General features: G+C 62.0%; 15 protein-coding genes. 7 read left to right on the plus strand and 8 right to left on the minus strand.

The genetic code is table 11. The annotated features are described in order from the left end of the window. Positions 1–26: 26 nt before the first annotated feature. From dcd to apbC, 3 genes are all read right to left on the minus strand, one after another. Positions 27–608: a dCTP deaminase gene (gene dcd / locus ACFWHB_RS10955; protein ID WP_025326971.1), complete on the minus strand. Its 582-nt coding sequence runs from the start codon at positions 606–608 to the stop codon at positions 27–29. A gap of 63 nt (positions 609–671) precedes the next feature. Next, complete coding sequence (udk, locus tag ACFWHB_RS10960) at positions 672–1,316, minus strand: uridine kinase (protein ID WP_025326970.1); 645 nt, start codon at positions 1,314–1,316, stop codon at positions 672–674. Between the two features lie 108 nt (positions 1,317–1,424). Continuing rightward, positions 1,425–2,507, minus strand: a complete 1,083-nt coding sequence (gene apbC, locus ACFWHB_RS10965) for an iron-sulfur cluster carrier protein ApbC (RefSeq protein WP_106886793.1) — start codon at positions 2,505–2,507, stop codon at positions 1,425–1,427. A 185-nt stretch (positions 2,508–2,692) separates the two neighbouring features. On the opposite strand from apbC, the gene metG reads away from it, so the two are divergent. Then, positions 2,693–4,726 (plus strand): methionine--tRNA ligase, encoded by a 2,034-nt coding sequence (gene metG / locus ACFWHB_RS10970; RefSeq protein WP_395948369.1) that lies wholly within the window; start codon positions 2,693–2,695, stop codon positions 4,724–4,726. Between the two features lie 66 nt (positions 4,727–4,792). On the opposite strand, the gene ACFWHB_RS10975 is transcribed toward metG, so the two are convergent. Then, a complete protein-coding gene (locus ACFWHB_RS10975; RefSeq protein ID WP_395948370.1) occupies positions 4,793–5,533 on the minus strand; it encodes a CHAD domain-containing protein in 741 nt (246 codons plus the stop codon). A gap of 19 nt (positions 5,534–5,552) precedes the next feature. Next, positions 5,553–5,825, minus strand: coding sequence for an acylphosphatase (locus ACFWHB_RS10980; protein WP_106886796.1), 273 nt, complete (start codon positions 5,823–5,825; stop codon positions 5,553–5,555). A gap of 85 nt (positions 5,826–5,910) precedes the next feature. Between ACFWHB_RS10980 and ACFWHB_RS10985 the strand changes: the two genes are divergently transcribed. Further along, positions 5,911–7,341 carry a methyl-accepting chemotaxis protein gene (locus ACFWHB_RS10985; RefSeq protein WP_106886797.1) on the plus strand — a complete coding sequence of 477 codons (1,431 nt, stop codon included), beginning with the start codon at positions 5,911–5,913 and terminating at the stop codon, positions 7,339–7,341. 215 nt (positions 7,342–7,556) lie between these two features. Next, a complete protein-coding gene (locus ACFWHB_RS10990; RefSeq protein WP_162627222.1) occupies positions 7,557–8,750 on the plus strand; it encodes a class I SAM-dependent methyltransferase in 1,194 nt (397 codons plus the stop codon). A 409-nt stretch (positions 8,751–9,159) separates the two neighbouring features. Here ACFWHB_RS10990 and ACFWHB_RS10995 read toward each other — a convergent pair whose 3' ends face one another. Continuing rightward, positions 9,160–9,804, minus strand: coding sequence for a glutathione S-transferase family protein (locus ACFWHB_RS10995; RefSeq protein ID WP_395948371.1), 645 nt, complete (start codon positions 9,802–9,804; stop codon positions 9,160–9,162). 265 nt (positions 9,805–10,069) lie between these two features. On the opposite strand from ACFWHB_RS10995, the gene ACFWHB_RS11000 reads away from it, so the two are divergent. The 4 genes from ACFWHB_RS11000 to ACFWHB_RS11015 all read left to right on the plus strand — a co-directional run bounded on the left by ACFWHB_RS11000 (position 10,070) and on the right by ACFWHB_RS11015 (position 14,407). Continuing rightward, positions 10,070–11,251 (plus strand): acyltransferase family protein, encoded by a 1,182-nt coding sequence (locus tag ACFWHB_RS11000; protein WP_395948372.1) that lies wholly within the window; start codon positions 10,070–10,072, stop codon positions 11,249–11,251. Positions 11,252–11,542: 291 nt separating this feature from the next. Then, a complete protein-coding gene (gene selD, locus ACFWHB_RS11005; protein WP_395948373.1) occupies positions 11,543–12,580 on the plus strand; it encodes a selenide, water dikinase SelD in 1,038 nt (345 codons plus the stop codon). Positions 12,581–12,638: 58 nt separating this feature from the next. Then, positions 12,639–13,769, plus strand: a complete 1,131-nt coding sequence (gene mnmH, locus ACFWHB_RS11010) for a tRNA 2-selenouridine(34) synthase MnmH (protein ID WP_395948374.1) — start codon at positions 12,639–12,641, stop codon at positions 13,767–13,769. After that, entirely contained in the window at positions 13,763–14,407 is a 645-nt protein-coding gene (locus ACFWHB_RS11015; RefSeq protein WP_395948375.1) for an MBL fold metallo-hydrolase, read from the plus strand. The genes mnmH and ACFWHB_RS11015 overlap by 7 nt, the downstream gene beginning before the upstream one ends. Positions 14,408–14,524: 117 nt before the next feature. On the opposite strand, the gene rplY is transcribed toward ACFWHB_RS11015, so the two are convergent. After that, entirely contained in the window at positions 14,525–14,812 is a 288-nt protein-coding gene (gene rplY, locus ACFWHB_RS11020; protein ID WP_025326956.1) for a 50S ribosomal protein L25, read from the minus strand. Between the two features lie 163 nt (positions 14,813–14,975). Then, positions 14,976–15,818 carry a hypothetical protein gene (locus ACFWHB_RS11025; RefSeq protein WP_395948376.1) on the minus strand — a complete coding sequence of 281 codons (843 nt, stop codon included), beginning with the start codon at positions 15,816–15,818 and terminating at the stop codon, positions 14,976–14,978. Between the last annotated feature and the right edge of the window lie 51 nt (positions 15,819–15,869).

The following is a 15,869-nucleotide window of genomic DNA, read 5'->3' on the forward strand; positions in this document are numbered from 1 at the left end:
CTATATAAGCAGCATGAAGGCGGACATCAGTCCTGGTTGATGCGGCTGGCCACCGCACCTTGCTGGCTCTTGTACTTGGCGTTTTCCCGCTTGTTGTAGGGACGGGCCGCGGCGCCGGAGAGCATCTCGAAGTTCAGCGCCCCTATCTTCATCTTGGGACGCAACGCCAACGGCAGTTTGCCGCCGTTGTAGAACTCCAGCACGATGCGACCGGACCAGCCCGGATCGATGCGGTGCGCGGTCACGTGCACCATGAGGCCGAGCCGTGCCAGGGAGGAGCGCCCGTCCAGCCAGCCGACGATGTCCGCAGGCAGGGTCACGGACTCGTAGGTCACCGCCAGCGCCAGTTGACCCGGGTGCAGATAGAAGGCTTCGCCGTCCGGGATGTGGATCTCGTCGCTCATTACCCGATCGATGGCATCGGCCATCTCGCTGCTCGGACCGCTCAGATCGATATAGGGGGCGGTATGATCGCGAAACACGCGAAACTCGTTGCCGAGCAGCACATCGACGCTGACGCCACTGATCCGCTCAACACCGGGCCTCGGCTCAATGACGATCTTGCCTTCATCCAGATGGCGTTCGATATCGGTATCACAAAGACGCATTCGGCGACTCTCCTGACAAAAGTTTCATTTAAAAAAGCCGGGCATCACCCGGCTTGTTTCATATCAACCAATCAACATGTGGCGGATGCGCGCCTTGAGCATGTCGATGGCGATGCGGTTCTTGCCGCCACGGGGCACTATCACGTCTGCATACTGCTTGGACGGGTCGATGAACTGCATGAACATGGGGCGAACCGTCTTCTGATACTGCTTGAGGACGGAGTCCATGGTGCGGCCACGCTCTTGCACATCACGCACCAGACGGCGCAGCAGACAGATGTCCAGCGGGGTATCCATGAAGATGGAGGCATCCATCAGCTCACGCAGACGACTGTCGGTCAGCAGCAGTATGCCTTCCAGAATGATGACCCGGCGCGGCGCGAAGGCGGTGACTTCGCTCAAGCGCGTGTGTTCGGTATAGGAGTACTGGGGGATATTGACGGCATCCCCTTGCACCAGCTGGGTCAGATGCTGCACCAGCAGATCGTGATCCAGGGCATTGGGATGGTCATAGTTGGTCTTGACCCGCTCTTCCATGGTCAGGTGGGTCTGATCACGGTAGTAGCAATCCTCGGTGATCACACCAATCTGACCTGCGCCCAGTTCGGCCACCAGCTCTTCGTAGATGGTTTGAGCGATAAGACTCTTGCCGGATGCGGACGCACCAGCAATACCGATGATCACACACGAATGTTGAGTATCAGACATTGAAAATACCTAAAGAGAAGAGCACTGGGGATTGTTTAAACCGATCCATTATATAAAAAAGGGTGGTTCATGCCCACCCCAAATCCATTGCAACCGGCCGACAGCCGATTATTCGTCCAGCGCCACCGTGTAGAGCGGGGTCGCAATCGGTTTACCGCTGAAATAGAGCTCGGCCCCCACCCGACGGGCCAGTTTCAGATAGGCCTCAGCCAGTCCTCCTTCCGGTGATCCGAACACGGTGGGACAGCCATCGTCCATGTGCTGGCGGATGTCGATGTGCAGCGGCAACTGACCAAGCAGTGCCACTTGATACTGCTCTGCCATCTTCTTGCCGCCGCCGGTACCGAACAGCGCCTCGTGATGACCGCAGGCACTGCAGACGTGATAACTCATGTTCTCGACGATGCCGAGCACCGGCACATTGACCTTGTTGAACATGGCGATCCCCTTGCGGGCATCCGCCAGCGCCACATCCTGCGGTGTGGTGACGATCAGGGCGGCCGTGGTCGGCACCTGCTGGGCCAGGGTGAGCTGGATGTCCCCTGTGCCTGGGGGCATGTCCACCACCAGGTAATCCACCTCTCCCCAGCGAGTCTCATGGAGGATCTGCGCCAGCGCCTTGCTCGCCATGGGACCGCGCCAGATGGTGGCATCCTGCTCCGCCACCAGGTAGCCGATGCTGTTGGTCTTGAGACCACAAGCCATGACAGGCTCCATCAACTTGCCATCCAGGCTGTGGGGGCGCTCCTTGAGGGTCCCCATCATGGTCGGAATGGAGGGGCCATAGATGTCCGCATCCAGAATGGCGACCCGCGCCCCCTCCTTTTGCAGGGCCAGCGCCAGGTTGACGGCCGTGGTGGACTTGCCCACCCCCCCCTTGCCGGAGGCCACCACCAGGATGTTGCGAATGCCCTGTACCGCCGCCAGTTGCTGGGCGCGAGGCATACTCGCCACCTCGATGTCGCACTGCCAGTCGACGATGGCGGCCCCCGTGGCGGCCCTGATATGGGCATCGAAGGCTTCTTTCATCTGTTCAAACAGGGTCTGGCCGGCAAAGGGCAGCACCAGCTTGATGGTCAGGGTCTGCCCATGCTGCTCGATGGCACGCACAAAACCGGCCGCCACCAGATCCTGGCCCCATCCAGCCGGCTTAAATTCGGCAAGGATCTGTTTTACTGAATCAATCACCATTAACTCCCCATTATGTTGTCGTTATCCTGAGGTGAAGGGTTACCGCACACAAATCAGTGGCTTGCCGACGTTCTCATGATGCCGTCCGCTGCGGGCCTGCGGGCCACAACCCTAGGCAGGCCGCCCCCAATTCGGGTAACATGCTCGGCACTGTATCATCCCAACAGGCACATCAAGAACGTATTATGGCAACTGATCCTCGTAGAATGCTGGTAACCTGCGCCCTCCCCTATGCCAACGGCTCCATCCATCTTGGCCACATGCTGGAACACATCCAGGCCGATATCTGGGTTCGTTATCAGCGAATGCGTGGCCATCAGGTGCATTTTGTCTGTGCCGATGACGCGCACGGTACCCCCATCATGCTCAAGGCGCAGCAGATGGGGATCACTCCCGAGGAGATGATCGCTGCCGTATCCCAGGAGCATCAGGGGGATTTTGCCGGCTTCAACATCAGCTTCGACAACTATCACTCGACCCACAGCGACGAGAACCGCGAGCTGGCCGGGCTTATCTATGGCCGCCTCAAAGAGTCCGGCAAGATAAAAATCCGCACCATCTCCCAGCTGTTCGATCCGGAAAAGTCCATGTTCCTGCCGGATCGCTTCGTCAAGGGTACCTGCCCCAAGTGCAAGTCCCCGGAGCAATACGGTGACAACTGCGACGCCTGCGGCGCGACCTACAGCCCGACCGAGCTGATCGATCCGAAATCCGCCGTCTCCGGTGCGACCCCGGTGATGAAGGACTCCGAGCACTTCTTCTTCGATCTGCCCCAGTTCGAAGCCTGGCTCGCCGACTGGGTGCGCGGCTCAGGTGCCATCCAGGAAGAGATGGCCAACAAGATGCAAGAGTGGTTCGAATCCGGCCTGCAGCAGTGGGACATCACCCGCGACGCCCCCTACTTCGGGTTCGAGATCCCGGGCGCCCCGGGCAAGTACTTCTACGTCTGGCTAGATGCCCCCATCGGCTATATGGCGTCGTTCAAGAACCTGTGCGACAAGCGCGGCGACATCGACTTCGACAGCTACTGGAAGGCGGACTCCGAGGCAGAGCTCTATCACTTCATCGGCAAGGACATCGCCTACTTCCACTGCCTGTTCTGGCCGGCCATGCTGGAAGGGGCGGGTTTCCGCAAGCCGACCAAGGTCAACGTGCACGGCTATGTGACCGTCAACGGCGCCAAGATGTCCAAGTCCAAGGGCACCTTCATCAAGGCGTCCACCTACTTGAAGCACCTGGATCCCGAGTGCCTGCGTTACTACTACGCCGCCAAGCTCAACAGCCGCATCGACGATCTGGACTTGAACCTTGAAGACTTTGTCTCCCGGGTCAATGCCGACGTGGTCAACAAGCTGGTCAATCTGGCCTCCCGCAATGCCGGCTTTATCGCCAAGCGTTTCGACGGCAAATTGGCCGACAGCTGCAGCGAACCCGAGCTCTACAACGAGTTCGCGAGCGCCCGCACCTCTATTGCCGATGCCTACGAGGCTCGCGAGTTCAGCCGCGCCATCCGCGAGATCATGGCGCTCGCCGACAAGGCCAACCGCTATGTGGATGACAAGGCTCCCTGGGTCATCGCCAAGCAGGAAGGGGCGGATGCCCAGCTGCAGGACGTCTGCTCCGTGGGCATCAACCTGTTCCGGGTGCTGATGGCTTACTTGAAGCCCGTCATGCCGCACCTGGCCGAGCGCGCCGAAGCCTTCCTGGGTGAGACCCTCTCCTGGGATGGCGTGGCCCAGCCACTGACTAACCACCAGCTGGCCCCCTTCAAGGCGCTCTTCTCCCGCATCGAGCCCGCCAAGGTGGAAGCCATGGTGGAAGCCTCCAAGGAAGACCTGGCCAAGGAGCAGGCGCCAAAAGCGACAGGCCCGCTGGCAGACGACCCCATCAGCGAAACCATCAGCTACGAGGATTTTGCCAAGATTGATCTGCGGGTGGCCCTCATCAAGAAGGCAGAAACCGTGCCGGAAGCCGAGAAGCTGCTGAAACTTCAGCTCGACATCGGCGGTGAGACTCGTCAGGTGTTCGCCGGCATCAAGTCCGCCTATAACCCGGAAGATCTGGAAGGCAAGCTGACCGTGATGGTGGCCAACCTGGCCCCGCGCAAGATGCGCTTTGGCATGTCCGAAGGCATGGTGCTGGCCGCAGGCCCGGGCGGCAAGGATCTCTGGATCCTGGAGCCCCAGGAAGGCGCCCAGCCAGGCATGCGCGTCCAGTAGCGCAGCCGACACCCAAATGAAAAGAGAGGCCCAGCGCCTCTCTTTTTTTATCCCCATTTCTTAGCGCTAATCTTGGCGCTGCAACGCCATCCGCAGACCAACAAGCTCCGCCTGCCGGCAGTCCAGCTGGTGCAACTGGCAGCGTATCGCCTCCCGCAGGGCCCGCACTTGCTTGTTCCGCCCCGTCTGGCGACGCAGCCGCCTGTGCCATTGTCGGGCGTCCTGCAACTGACCCAGCCTGTCCTGCCACTCGATCAGCATGGAGAGCCAGGCCGGATCGCCCTCCCCCTGCCCCACCAGCAGCTCCACCCCATAACGGGTCTGCTTCAGGACCAGCCGCAACCTGTGCCAGTGACGCAACCGCAGCCTGTTGCCGGCAGAGTGCTCCAGCCCGGGCTCGGCCAGACAATCCGCCAGACCAAGCGCCAGATGCATCTGAAAAAGCGGCAGGGGATTGAAGTCGGCAGGGACTAGCAACAATCGATCCAGCCAGCGCGCCAGTCGCACCGTCAGCATGGGCACCCGGGGGGCGGCCTCAGGGAGGGGCTTGCCGCCAAAGTGCGCCGCATAGACCTGGGCATCCCGCAGGGCGGAGAGTCTGCCCACCGCGCGCATCAGTCGCCGCTCCAGCCCGGGTTCATGGATCAGGGGACGCCAGAGCGCGAGCAGGGCCAGCAGGCGACGGGTCGCAATCCGGTAGCCATGGACCTCCTCCGATCCCGCCCGCTGGCGCAGGGCCAGGGTGGCGGCCCAGTATTGACCCATGAGACGTCGTGCCTGCTCTAGCCCCTTGCCCTGATCCATCATCTGCCGGCCTCCTGCCTGCTCAGTTGGTATGAAAACCGGAGCCCGTGGGGGGCAATGCCCGGGTGCACTCCATTCGGGTCACCGTGGCCGTTCGGGGCCCGTGCTCCAGCCAGCCCAGCATCATCTGCACCTTCTGCTCAGGGCCGGCGATCAGGATCTCCACAGAGCCATCTTCCAGGTTGTAGGCATGCCCCCTGAGCCCCAGCTGCAGTGCCCGCTCCCGGGTGAAGTAGCGAAACCCCACCCCCTGTACCTGACCCCACACCCGCACGACAAACGATTGCTCTCCCATTTATCACACCTTCCCCTTAAGAAATTTTCCCCCAGGGCGATAATGAGCACGACACTCTCTCCCCCTTGCAGGACGCAATACCATTATGAAAGAAGTTAAATTCCGGTGGGTTGACCGTTATCTCATTCACCTCACGATCAGCGAAAAATTTCTCATCACCTTCTGGTGCCCCTTGTTGTTCATCGCCTTTCTCACCTGGTACCTGCTGGCAGACGGCCATGATCAGCAGATGCAGATCCGGCTGGATCAACTCAAGCAACGGGTAGAGACCACGGCCCAGCTGATCACCCAGCAGCCCACCCTCACCCTGCCGGCCGAGCTCACCCTGGCGCCTACCGGCAGCACCGGTCTGACCCAGCAGGGAGATCGCTTTCAATATAGTGCCCAGGCCGGTCAGGCCGGTTTCGTCAGCGGCACCCTGGACGCCGGCAATTTTTCCATGTGGGATGGACAGGGGACGACCCTCACCATCATAGCCGTGCTGGCCGCCCTGCTTGCCCTCATCACCCACTATCTGATGACTTTCGTCTCCGGGGCCCTCTACTCCACCAACAAGGCGCTGCAGACGGTGGCGAACGGGGATCTCACCTTCCGCCTCAACTTCTTCCCGGTGCGGGACGAGTTCTCCATCCTCGCCGGCAGCATAGACAGATTCACCGATCGCCAGCACAAGATAGTGCAACTGGTGGAGGAGTCCGCCGAGGCGCTCACCATGGCCGCCGACGAGTTCCGCGAGCACGCCAGTGACGGAGAGACTCTGGCCCGCGCCCAGCGCCAGCACATGGACTCCCTGGCCGCCGCCATGGAGCAGATGTCTGCGGCGATCCGCGAAGTGGCCCGCAATGCCAACGACACCCTGCTGCAGACCCGCCAATCCAGCGAAGAGGCGGCCAACGGCGCCCAGCGGGTAGCTCGCACCATTGCCGCCATCCGTACCCTGGCAGACGAGATAGGCAACGCCTCCGGCGCCGTCGAGCGGCTGACCCACAATGCCAACCGCATCAACGAGGTGGTCAACGTCATCAACGCCATCTCCCAGCAGACCAACCTGCTGGCGCTCAACGCCGCCATCGAGGCCGCCCGGGCCGGCGAGCAGGGACGCGGCTTTGCCGTGGTGGCAGACGAGGTACGCACCCTCGCCAGCCGCACCCAGCAGGCCACTGTGGAGATCCAGCAGATGATTGAAGAGCTGCAGGCCGGCACAGGGGCGCTTAACGACATCATGGAGAAGACGGTCGGGCGCGCCGCCAGCAGCCAGCAGCTCATCACCGAGGTGGGCCAGGACATCGACAAGCTGAGCAGCCACAGCGACGCCGTGCTGGAGATGAGCACCCAGATCGCCACCTCCAGCGAAGAGCAGAGCTCGGTAGCAGAAGAGATCACCCGCAACCTGGATCAGGTGCGCCACGAGGCCAGCCGGGTGGAAGAGTCCGCCAGCGCCTCGGTGGCCGGCACCACAGGCCTCAAGGCCACCGCCACCGAGCTCGGCCAGGCCATGACGGGCCTGCGGATCTGACGCCAGCCCAGTGTCACAGAAAGGCCATCTCGCGGATGGCCTTTTTTTCACCCCCTTTCCAGCATCCCGTCGGGGCGATATAAGGCGTTTCTGCACAGGACGCCCGGCGCCACAACAGCTGCACCTGTGCATTTATCGCTGCGACGCGGCTTGCGCACTAACCGCAACAGCCCCTACTATATGCCCCCTTCTCTTTTTAGCATCGGCAACTACCCATGAGCGCTTCCATCTATCTCGTCAAAGGCCGCGAAAAATCCCTGCTGCGCCGTCACCCCTGGATCTTCTCCAAGGGGATCGACAAGGTGCAGGGCAACCCCATCGATGGCGATACCGTCGAGATCTACTCAAACGATGGCAAGTGGCTCGCCCGGGGCGCCTGGTCAGGCAGCTCCCAGATCCGTGCCCGGGTCTGGACCTTCGACAAGGACGAAACCATCGATCTCGACTTCTTCATCCGTCGCCTCAAATATGCCCAGGAGTCCCGGGATCCGCTGATCAAGCGTCAGGGTCTCACCGGCTATCGCCTCTGCGCCGCCGAATCCGACGGCCTGCCGGGTCTGACCATAGACCGTTACGCCAACTTCCTGGTGTGCCAGATCCTCTCCGCCGGGGCCGAGTTCCAGCGCGAGCTGATAACCCAAGCCCTGCGTACCCTCTACCCCGAGTGCAGCATCTATGAGCGCTCCGACGTGGCCGTACGCAAGAAGGAGGGGCTCAAAGAGCGCACCGGCGTCATCCATGGCGAGACCCCGACCGAGCCTGTGGTGATCGAGGAGAACGGCGGCGTCAAGATCCTGGTGGACATTCGCAACGGCCACAAGACCGGCTTCTATCTGGATCAGCGTGACAACCGCCAGGCCGCCGCCAAGTACACCGAAGGCAAGCGGGTGCTCAACTGCTTCTGCTACACCGGCGGCTTTGGCGTCTACGCCCTCAAGGGCGGCGCCCGTGAGGTGGTCAACGTCGATCTCTCCCAGAATGCCCTGGACATAGCCCGCCAGAACGCCGAGCTCAATGGTCTGGATACCAGCACCACCCAGTTCGTGCGCCACGATGTGTTCAAGCTGCTGCGGGAATACCGCGAGAAGGGCGAGAAGTTCGATGTCATCGTGCTGGATCCGCCCAAGTTTGCCGAGAGCAAGGCCCAGCTGCTGGGTGCCTGCCGCGGCTACAAGGACATCAACATGCTGGCGTTCCAGCTGTTGGCGCCGGGTGGTGTGCTCTTGACCTACTCCTGCTCCGGCCTAATGGAGCAGAGCCTGTTCCAGAAGATAGTGGCCGATGCGGCCCTCGATGCTGGTCGCGATGCCCAGATCCTGGAGCTGCTCTCCCAGGCTTCCGATCACCCCATCGGCACCGCCTATCCGGAAGGCTTCTACCTCAAGGGGCTGGTGGTGCGCGCCCGCTAGGAGGCGCCAACCAGCGCTGCCCCGGTGCCAGGCCGGGGCCGATGCCAAGCCACAGAGAAGGCCCGCTAGCGATAGCGGGCCTTCTCTGTTTTGCGTTCCCAAGAGATAACGCTCACTCCGCCTGCCTCCTCCTCAACTTGCTGTCATTCCTCTGCGTTGCCTCGCCATTAGCCAATGGTCCATGCTCACCGGCAGATGACCCTCACCAGGGGTGAGGACGGCCGATGTTTTTATGCATAAACATGAAAATAAAATCACACATCTTGGAAGATACTCGGGAAAATATCGGACAAAACCGCATCGACACTCATTTTTCTGCATAAAACGTCCTTCCCCCTCTTCCATCTCCCTTGTGGTGTGCGGCAGCAGTTCTGGGTCGCAACCCCCTGTCGGGATCACGCCGCCCGGCTCAATCGCGAGCCGGCGCCCCCAGGGGGAAGTAGTGACGATAGGGCCGGGCTTCATCCACCACCCTGACTATGGAGGGGTGACCCAGCAGACGGGCGCGGTAGGCACACAGCCTGGTGAGTGAGTGCGGGATCTCATGGGCCCAGTCAGCATAGAAGAGCGAAGGGGCGGCGGCGCAATCGGCCAGGGTGAACACCTCCCCTGCCGCCCAGGTGCGTCCGGCGAGGCGCTGGTCCAGCCAGGGGTAGATCTTGTCCAGCAGCTCCCTGGCCTGGGCAACGCCATAGCCGTCGTGATCCCCCGCCGGGCGCATCCTGTCCAGCACCACCTTCTGCATCGGCGTCATCACATAGTTGTCGAACAGGCGATCGAGCATGTGAACCTCGATCCCCGCCTCCCCCTCAGGCACCAGGCAATGGGGGCCGGGATGCGCCCATTGGAGATATTCGATGATGGTGCTGCTTTCTATCAGGGTGCGTCCCTGATCCACCAGCACAGGAAAGCGCTTGAGAGGCCAGAGGTTGGCGAGTTCGGCCTTCACCGTCGCCGCCTCCAGGTTGAGGTAATCAAACGTGACGTCATTCTCGTAGAGGGCGATCAGCACCTTCTGGCTGTAGGACGAAAAAGGGTGGGCATAGAGTTTCATCGGGAGTGCTCCTTGAGATCAGATGGACGACATCCCTAGTCTAGATCCCCACGCCAGTCCCTGACCGCACCTTCAGACAGCCGGCTGATGTTGCGTGATAAGCGCACATTCATGACGAAAATCACATCCGTATGGATCTCTTTTGGGTAGGGTGATCCCGCCTGTGACCAGCATGAGTCCAGGCTGCGGGGGCATCAGCTTGGTGCCCCCCGTACAACAACAAAATCGATGTCAGGCCAAGCTGAACATCGCAAGGGATACCGTCATGAATCAATCATTGCCGCTGTTAACGCCGCTGCGGGGCATCGCTGCCCTGATGGTGGTGTTGTTCCATGCCCGCCTGTTGCTCTTTCCCCAGTGGATGGAGTCCATCGCAGGCCACACCCAACTCATCGAGAACGGCTACCTCTGGGTCGATCTCTTCTTTATTTTAAGCGGGCTGGTGCTGGCCCATGTCTACGGGGAGGCCTTCACAAGCCCTCGCCGCATAGGCTATGGCCGCTTTCTCTGGCTGCGGCTGACCCGCGTCTACCCCCTCTATTTCATGACCCTGGTGCTGCTGGTCGGCTGGGAGCTTTACAAGGCCAAGCACGGGGTGGGCTTCTATGCCGGCCCCTTGTTCAAGATGTGGGAGTGGGAAGGCATGCCGCCCTTCGGCTCCCCCTTCACCCCGGCCGAGGCGCTGCCAAGCGCCCTGTTGCTGATGCAGGTGGTGACGGATCAGGGACTGACCTGGAACTTCGCCGCCTGGTCCCTGAGCGTGGAGTGGATAAGCTATCTGCTGTTCCCGCTGCTTATCCCGCTTGCCGTGACCCGCAGTCGCTGGAGCCATCTCGCGCCCCTGCTGGCACTGACGGTGCTGGCCTCTATCGTGCACAGCCGGGGCACCCTGGATGTCACCAGCGGGGCACTTGCGGTGGGACGGGGGGTGAGTGAATTCGTGCTCGGGCTCTGGCTGCTGCCCAGGGTCAGAGCCGCGCAACGCCTGCCCATGATGCAACGGGATCTGCCGCTCTTGATCGCCTTTGTGCTGCCCTTCCTGTTGATGCAGTTCACCATGACGCCGCAGCGGACCCTGCTGCTGATCGGCGCCTACGTGCTGCTGATCTGGATTGCCGCCGCCCAGGGGGAGCGCCAGAGTCCGCTGCTGCGCCTCTTGGATAACCGCTTCACCAACTGGCTGGGGGATTTATCCTACTCCATCTACCTGCTCCATGCGCTGGTGCAGCTCACCGGGTGCGAGCTTGCCCACTATCTGGCACCTGGGCTCACCGATTGGTGGTTCGCCCAGACCAATCCGCTGCTGGGAGTAGTGGCGACCCTGCTGATGCTGGCGGTGCTGATCGGCCTATCGGCCTTGAGCTACAACCTGCTGGAGCGGCCGCTGCAACGGCGTCTGCGCCGCATTGGCAAGGTTCGTCAACCTGTGATGGAGCAGGCAGGTTGAGGGGAGAGCCGCAAAGCGCTCATTTCTGCCAGCCGGAAGCGCGCTGGCAGAAATTCCCATTCGAACCAAAGGGGGCGATTGTGGCATAATGCCCCGTCCTGTGGCCCTTGGCGGGGCTTCTCTGGCGCACCATGTCGCTCCTCCTCCCCCGTCCTGTCCGGCAGCCCTGCGTGACTGTCTGGCATCGCTGCCTCCTGAGGCAGCCAAGGCCATCCCTATTCAGCGCTCCTGAGGCGCGCATTTGACGGCTCCACCGAGCCTCTGCACAAGGTGCACAAACAAGGGGTAAGTATGTCTTCCATTCGTCTGACCCAGTACAGCCACGGCGCTGGCTGTGGGTGCAAAATCTCCCCCAAGGTGCTCGACACCATTTTGAAGAGCCAGATCCCGGGCTTTGACGATCCGACCCTGATCGTCGGCAACAGCAGCAAGGATGACGCCGCCGTGGTGGACATCGGCAACGGTCAGGGCATAGTCTCCACCACCGACTTCTTCATGCCCATCGTCGACGATCCCTTCACCTTCGGTCGCATCGCCGCCACCAACGCCATCAGCGACATCTACGCCATGGGCGGCAAACCCATAGTCGCCATCGCCATCCTCGGCTGGCCCATCAACACGCTGGCGCCTGAGATTGCCCAGCAAGTGATCGACGGTGGTCGTCAGGTGTGTCACGAGGCGGGCATCTCGCTCGCCGGTGGCCACAGTATCGATACCCCCGAGCCCATCTTCGGCCTGGCGGTGACCGGCATAGTACCGCTCGATGCCATCAAGCAGAACGACACCGCCAAGGTGGGTGATGTGCTCTATCTCACCAAGCCCCTTGGCATCGGCATCCTCACCACGGCCCAGAAGAAGGGCAAGCTCAAACCCGAGCACGAGCAACTGGCCCCCGACGCCATGTGCACCCTCAACAAGATTGGCCAGCAGTTTGCGGCCCTGCCCGGCGTGCACGCCATGACGGACGTCACCGGCTTCGGGCTGGCCGGCCACCTGCTGGAGATGTGCGAAGGTTCAGGGGTATGCGCTCGCCTCGACTTCAAGGCGCTGCCCCTGCTGGACGAGGTGGATCACTACCTGTCCGAAGGCTGCGTGCCGGGCGGTACCCTGCGTAACCACGACTCCTACGGCCACAAGCTCGATGCCATGGACGATCACACCCGCAACATACTGTGCGATCCCCAGACCAGTGGCGGCCTGCTGGTGGCCGTCGGCCAGGAAACCGAGGCCGAATTCCTCGCCATTGCCGAGCAGGCCGGGTTGAGCCTCTCCCCCATTGGCCGCTTGCAGGCACTGGATGGCGCGCGCTTTATCGAGGTCATCCAATGATTTCATCGCGATTTGCCGCCAACACCGATCTGGCCCAGGCCTTGCGAGGTGATGCGCGATGAGTGAACTGCCACTGGCCAGGGATCTCGCCGCCATCTTCCTGGAGGATATTCCCCTCATCGATCTGCGCGCCCCCGTCGAATTCCAGGAAGGGGCCTTTCCCAACGCCGTCAGTCTGCCGCTGATGACGGATGACGAACGTGCCCAGGTGGGCACCTGTTACAAGCGGCAGGGCCAGGCGGCGGCCATTGAACTCGGCCACAAGCTGGTGGGGGGAGCCGTGCGCGCCGCCCGTATCGAAGGATGGCTGGCGCAGTTGCGCCAGCAGCCCGATGCCCTGCTCTACTGTTTTCGCGGCGGCCTGCGCTCGCAGACGGTGCAGCAGTGGCTGTCCGAGGCGGGGGTCATCCGCCCGCGGGTGGCCGGCGGCTACAAGGAGCTGCGCCGCTTTCTCATCGATACCCAGGAGAGCGCCAGCGCCCAGTGCCACTGGCACGTGCTGACCGGCATGACAGGCTCCGGCAAGACCCACATGCTGGCCAACATTGCCCAGTCGGTGGATCTGGAAGGGCACGCCCATCACAGGGGATCCTCCTTTGGCCAGTTGCCGGGAGGCCAGCCCAGCAACATCAACTTCGAAAACCGGCTGGCCATAGAGCTGCTCAAGCGCCGCCACAAGGGCGAGCATGCCTTCGTGGTGGAAGACGAAAGCCGCCTCATCGGTCGCTGCGCCCTGCCTCTTAACCTCTATGAGGCCATGTGCCAGGCCCCCCTGGTGGTGGTAGAAGTGCCCCAGGAGGAGCGAGCCGAGCAGATCCGGGTGGATTACGTGCAGGATCTCTGGCAACGCTATCTGGAGATGTACGGCAGCGAGGCTGGCTGGCCGCTGTTTGCCGGCTACCTGACCGATGCCCTGGCCCGGCTCAAGCGCCGCCTTGGGGACAAGGATCACCGGGAGCTGGATGGCTTGATGCAGGCCGCCCTCAAGGAGCAGGCCAGCACGGGGGATACGGCGCTGCACCTCGCCTGGATCCGCCTGCTGCTGACCCGCTACTACGACCCCATGTACCTCTATCAGCTGAACAACAAGCGCGAGCGGATCCAGTTTCGCGGTGACAAGCAGGCCTGCCTCGCCTACTTCGCCGAGCAACACGCCCGTCAGCCCCCTCAGGAGAGTCCCACATGTTGAAGTTCGAGGTGATACCGGTCACCCCTTTCGCCCAGAATTGTTCCCTCATCTGGTGTGACGAGACACATCAGGCGGCGCTGATCGACCCGGGTGGCGAGGCGGACAAACTGCTGGCGGCCATCGCCAAACGAGGGCTGACCCTGACCCATATACTGCTGACCCACGGTCATCTGGATCACGTGGGGGCCGCCAACCAGCTGCGCGAGCAGACCGGCGTATCCATCACCGGGCCCCACAAGGAAGATGCCTTCTGGCTCGACATGCTGCCCCAGCAGAGCCAGATGTTCGGCTTCGCCCATGCTCCGGCCTTTACACCGGATGGCTGGCTTGAGCAAGGCGACAAGGTGCAGCTGGGCCACTGCGAGCTGGAGGTCTATTTCTGCCCGGGCCATACCCCGGGGCACATAGTGCTGCTCTGCCAGGCCGAGCGACTCGCCTGGGTGGGAGACGTGCTCTTTGCCGGCAGCATAGGCCGCACCGATTTCCCCCGCGGGGATCACGCCACCCTGATCAAGTCGATCACCGAGACCCTGCTGCCCCTTGGGGATGACATCGTCTTCGTGCCCGGCCACGGCCCCAGCTCCACCTTGGGTCGCGAGAAGGCGAGCAATCCCTACCTCAGCCAGCCGGTCTGGTAGAGAGGAAAAAGACGAGAGGGCGACCCGGGGTCGCCCTCTTTCATGGCTGCGGCATGAACGCCAGAATGCAAAAAGCCACTCCGAGGAGTGGCTTTTCATTCAACCGGACTGACGCAATTAGATGCGTACGAAGTCCAGGTGAACCAGCTTGTAACGTACCGGGTGACGTTGGATCGCCTTGACGTTTACTTTTACTTCTTCGCCGTTGATGACCAGGGTCAGCTCGGAGGAGTAGAACTCCGGCTTCTCTTGGGCCAGGATCAGCTTTTTGTGATCCAGGGTAACGGACACGGCTTCTTTGCCTGCACCGTAAACGATGGCAGGAACTTGGTCAGCATGACGCAGGCGGCGGCTCGCACCTTTCCCCAGGTCAGAACGGACTTCAGCTTGGAATACGAAAGACATAGTGGTTATCTCTTTTAAGATGAATATATGGTGTTGACTGCGACCGGTCAGCACCTCGCAAAACGAGCGCGAATACTAGCATGGGCCCGGGGTGGATACAAGGGACGCGCGACTCGCCATCTGCCCCTCCCCACAGCCGCATCAGATCTTATCCGAACGCGGCTCAGCGCCCCTGCTCCAGACGGGCAAACTGCTGCTGGCGCTGGGCCGGGCTCATGGCGTCAAACTGGGCCAGGGTCTCGGCCTTGGGGCAGTAAAGGCGCTGGCCTCTCTGTACCCTTATCCCCTTGCCCATTCCGGGGCGATTTTCCTCCACCAGCGCCAGCAGATAGCTGTAGGTATCAGACCCGCTGCCCAGCTGTGCCTGGAGCTGGCTGGCGATGCGCCAGAGCGTCTCCCCCGCCGCCACCTGATGACAGACTCGCGATGCCCCTCCCGCCGCGGTCGCGGACAGGGTGAGAGTGGTCCCCTCGGCTCCCTGGCCCAGGGCGGCGATCTGCACGGCCCCGACCTGAACGGGAGTCCCCTTAGGGATGGACGCCGCCCGCCCCATCAAGTTGGCCAGCAGCGGCTCGCTCTGCGGCATACGCCCTCTCCCCGCACTCGCTCCCGGCAAGGAGAACTCGGCGATAAAAGCCGCCCCGCCCTGATCCTCGGGGGAGAGAGAGCCGCTGGCGACGGGCTGCACGGCCGAATGCGGGGCCATGCCATAGGCCATCTCATCGATGCGCTTGAGCCTGGCCAGATAGGCCTTGGAGAGCTGGGCCTCCCCTTCGAACAGATCGAAGGGGGGCACCAGACGGGCGGGAAACAGGATCTGCCAGTGGCCGTTCTTCTTCTTCTGTTCGAGCGGCGGGAACTGGTTGCCCCGCCAGGCCACGAAGATGGGAGGCACGGCCCTGTGCACCGGATAGTACTCCGGGTTGAGCTGCACCCAGGTTTGCTCCGCAATGGGCTGATAGCCGCTGATGTTGACCAGCGCAACCCCCAACCAGATCCCCAGCATGTGATGGCCTCCCTTCCTGCGCTTCCCTGGCTCTTATCGCCACACTCTTCG

Source organism: Aeromonas mytilicola subsp. aquatica (assembly GCF_044336385.1).
Classification (GTDB): Bacteria; Pseudomonadota; Gammaproteobacteria; order Enterobacterales; family Aeromonadaceae; genus Aeromonas; species Aeromonas rivipollensis.

Coding starts and splice junctions, on each gene's coding strand:
- apbC (WP_106886793.1), bottom strand. CDS start 2,507: ATGGTGATTGATTCAGTAAAACAGATCCTTGCCGAATTTAAGCCGGCT.
- ACFWHB_RS10985 (WP_106886797.1), top strand. CDS start 5,911: ATGAAAGAAGTTAAATTCCGGTGGGTTGACCGTTATCTCATTCACCTC.
- ACFWHB_RS10980 (WP_106886796.1), bottom strand. CDS start 5,825: ATGGGAGAGCAATCGTTTGTCGTGCGGGTGTGGGGTCAGGTACAGGGG.
- ACFWHB_RS11015 (WP_395948375.1), top strand. CDS start 13,763: ATGTTGAAGTTCGAGGTGATACCGGTCACCCCTTTCGCCCAGAATTGT.
- metG (WP_395948369.1), top strand. CDS start 2,693: ATGGCAACTGATCCTCGTAGAATGCTGGTAACCTGCGCCCTCCCCTAT.
- ACFWHB_RS10975 (WP_395948370.1), bottom strand. CDS start 5,533: ATGATGGATCAGGGCAAGGGGCTAGAGCAGGCACGACGTCTCATGGGT.
- mnmH (WP_395948374.1), top strand. CDS start 12,639: ATGAGTGAACTGCCACTGGCCAGGGATCTCGCCGCCATCTTCCTGGAG.
- ACFWHB_RS11000 (WP_395948372.1), top strand. CDS start 10,070: ATGAATCAATCATTGCCGCTGTTAACGCCGCTGCGGGGCATCGCTGCC.
- ACFWHB_RS10990 (WP_162627222.1), top strand. CDS start 7,557: ATGAGCGCTTCCATCTATCTCGTCAAAGGCCGCGAAAAATCCCTGCTG.
- rplY (WP_025326956.1), bottom strand. CDS start 14,812: ATGTCTTTCGTATTCCAAGCTGAAGTCCGTTCTGACCTGGGGAAAGGT.
- selD (WP_395948373.1), top strand. CDS start 11,543: ATGTCTTCCATTCGTCTGACCCAGTACAGCCACGGCGCTGGCTGTGGG.
- dcd (WP_025326971.1), bottom strand. CDS start 608: ATGCGTCTTTGTGATACCGATATCGAACGCCATCTGGATGAAGGCAAG.
- ACFWHB_RS10995 (WP_395948371.1), bottom strand. CDS start 9,804: ATGAAACTCTATGCCCACCCTTTTTCGTCCTACAGCCAGAAGGTGCTG.
- ACFWHB_RS11025 (WP_395948376.1), bottom strand. CDS start 15,818: ATGCTGGGGATCTGGTTGGGGGTTGCGCTGGTCAACATCAGCGGCTAT.
- udk (WP_025326970.1), bottom strand. CDS start 1,316: ATGTCTGATACTCAACATTCGTGTGTGATCATCGGTATTGCTGGTGCG.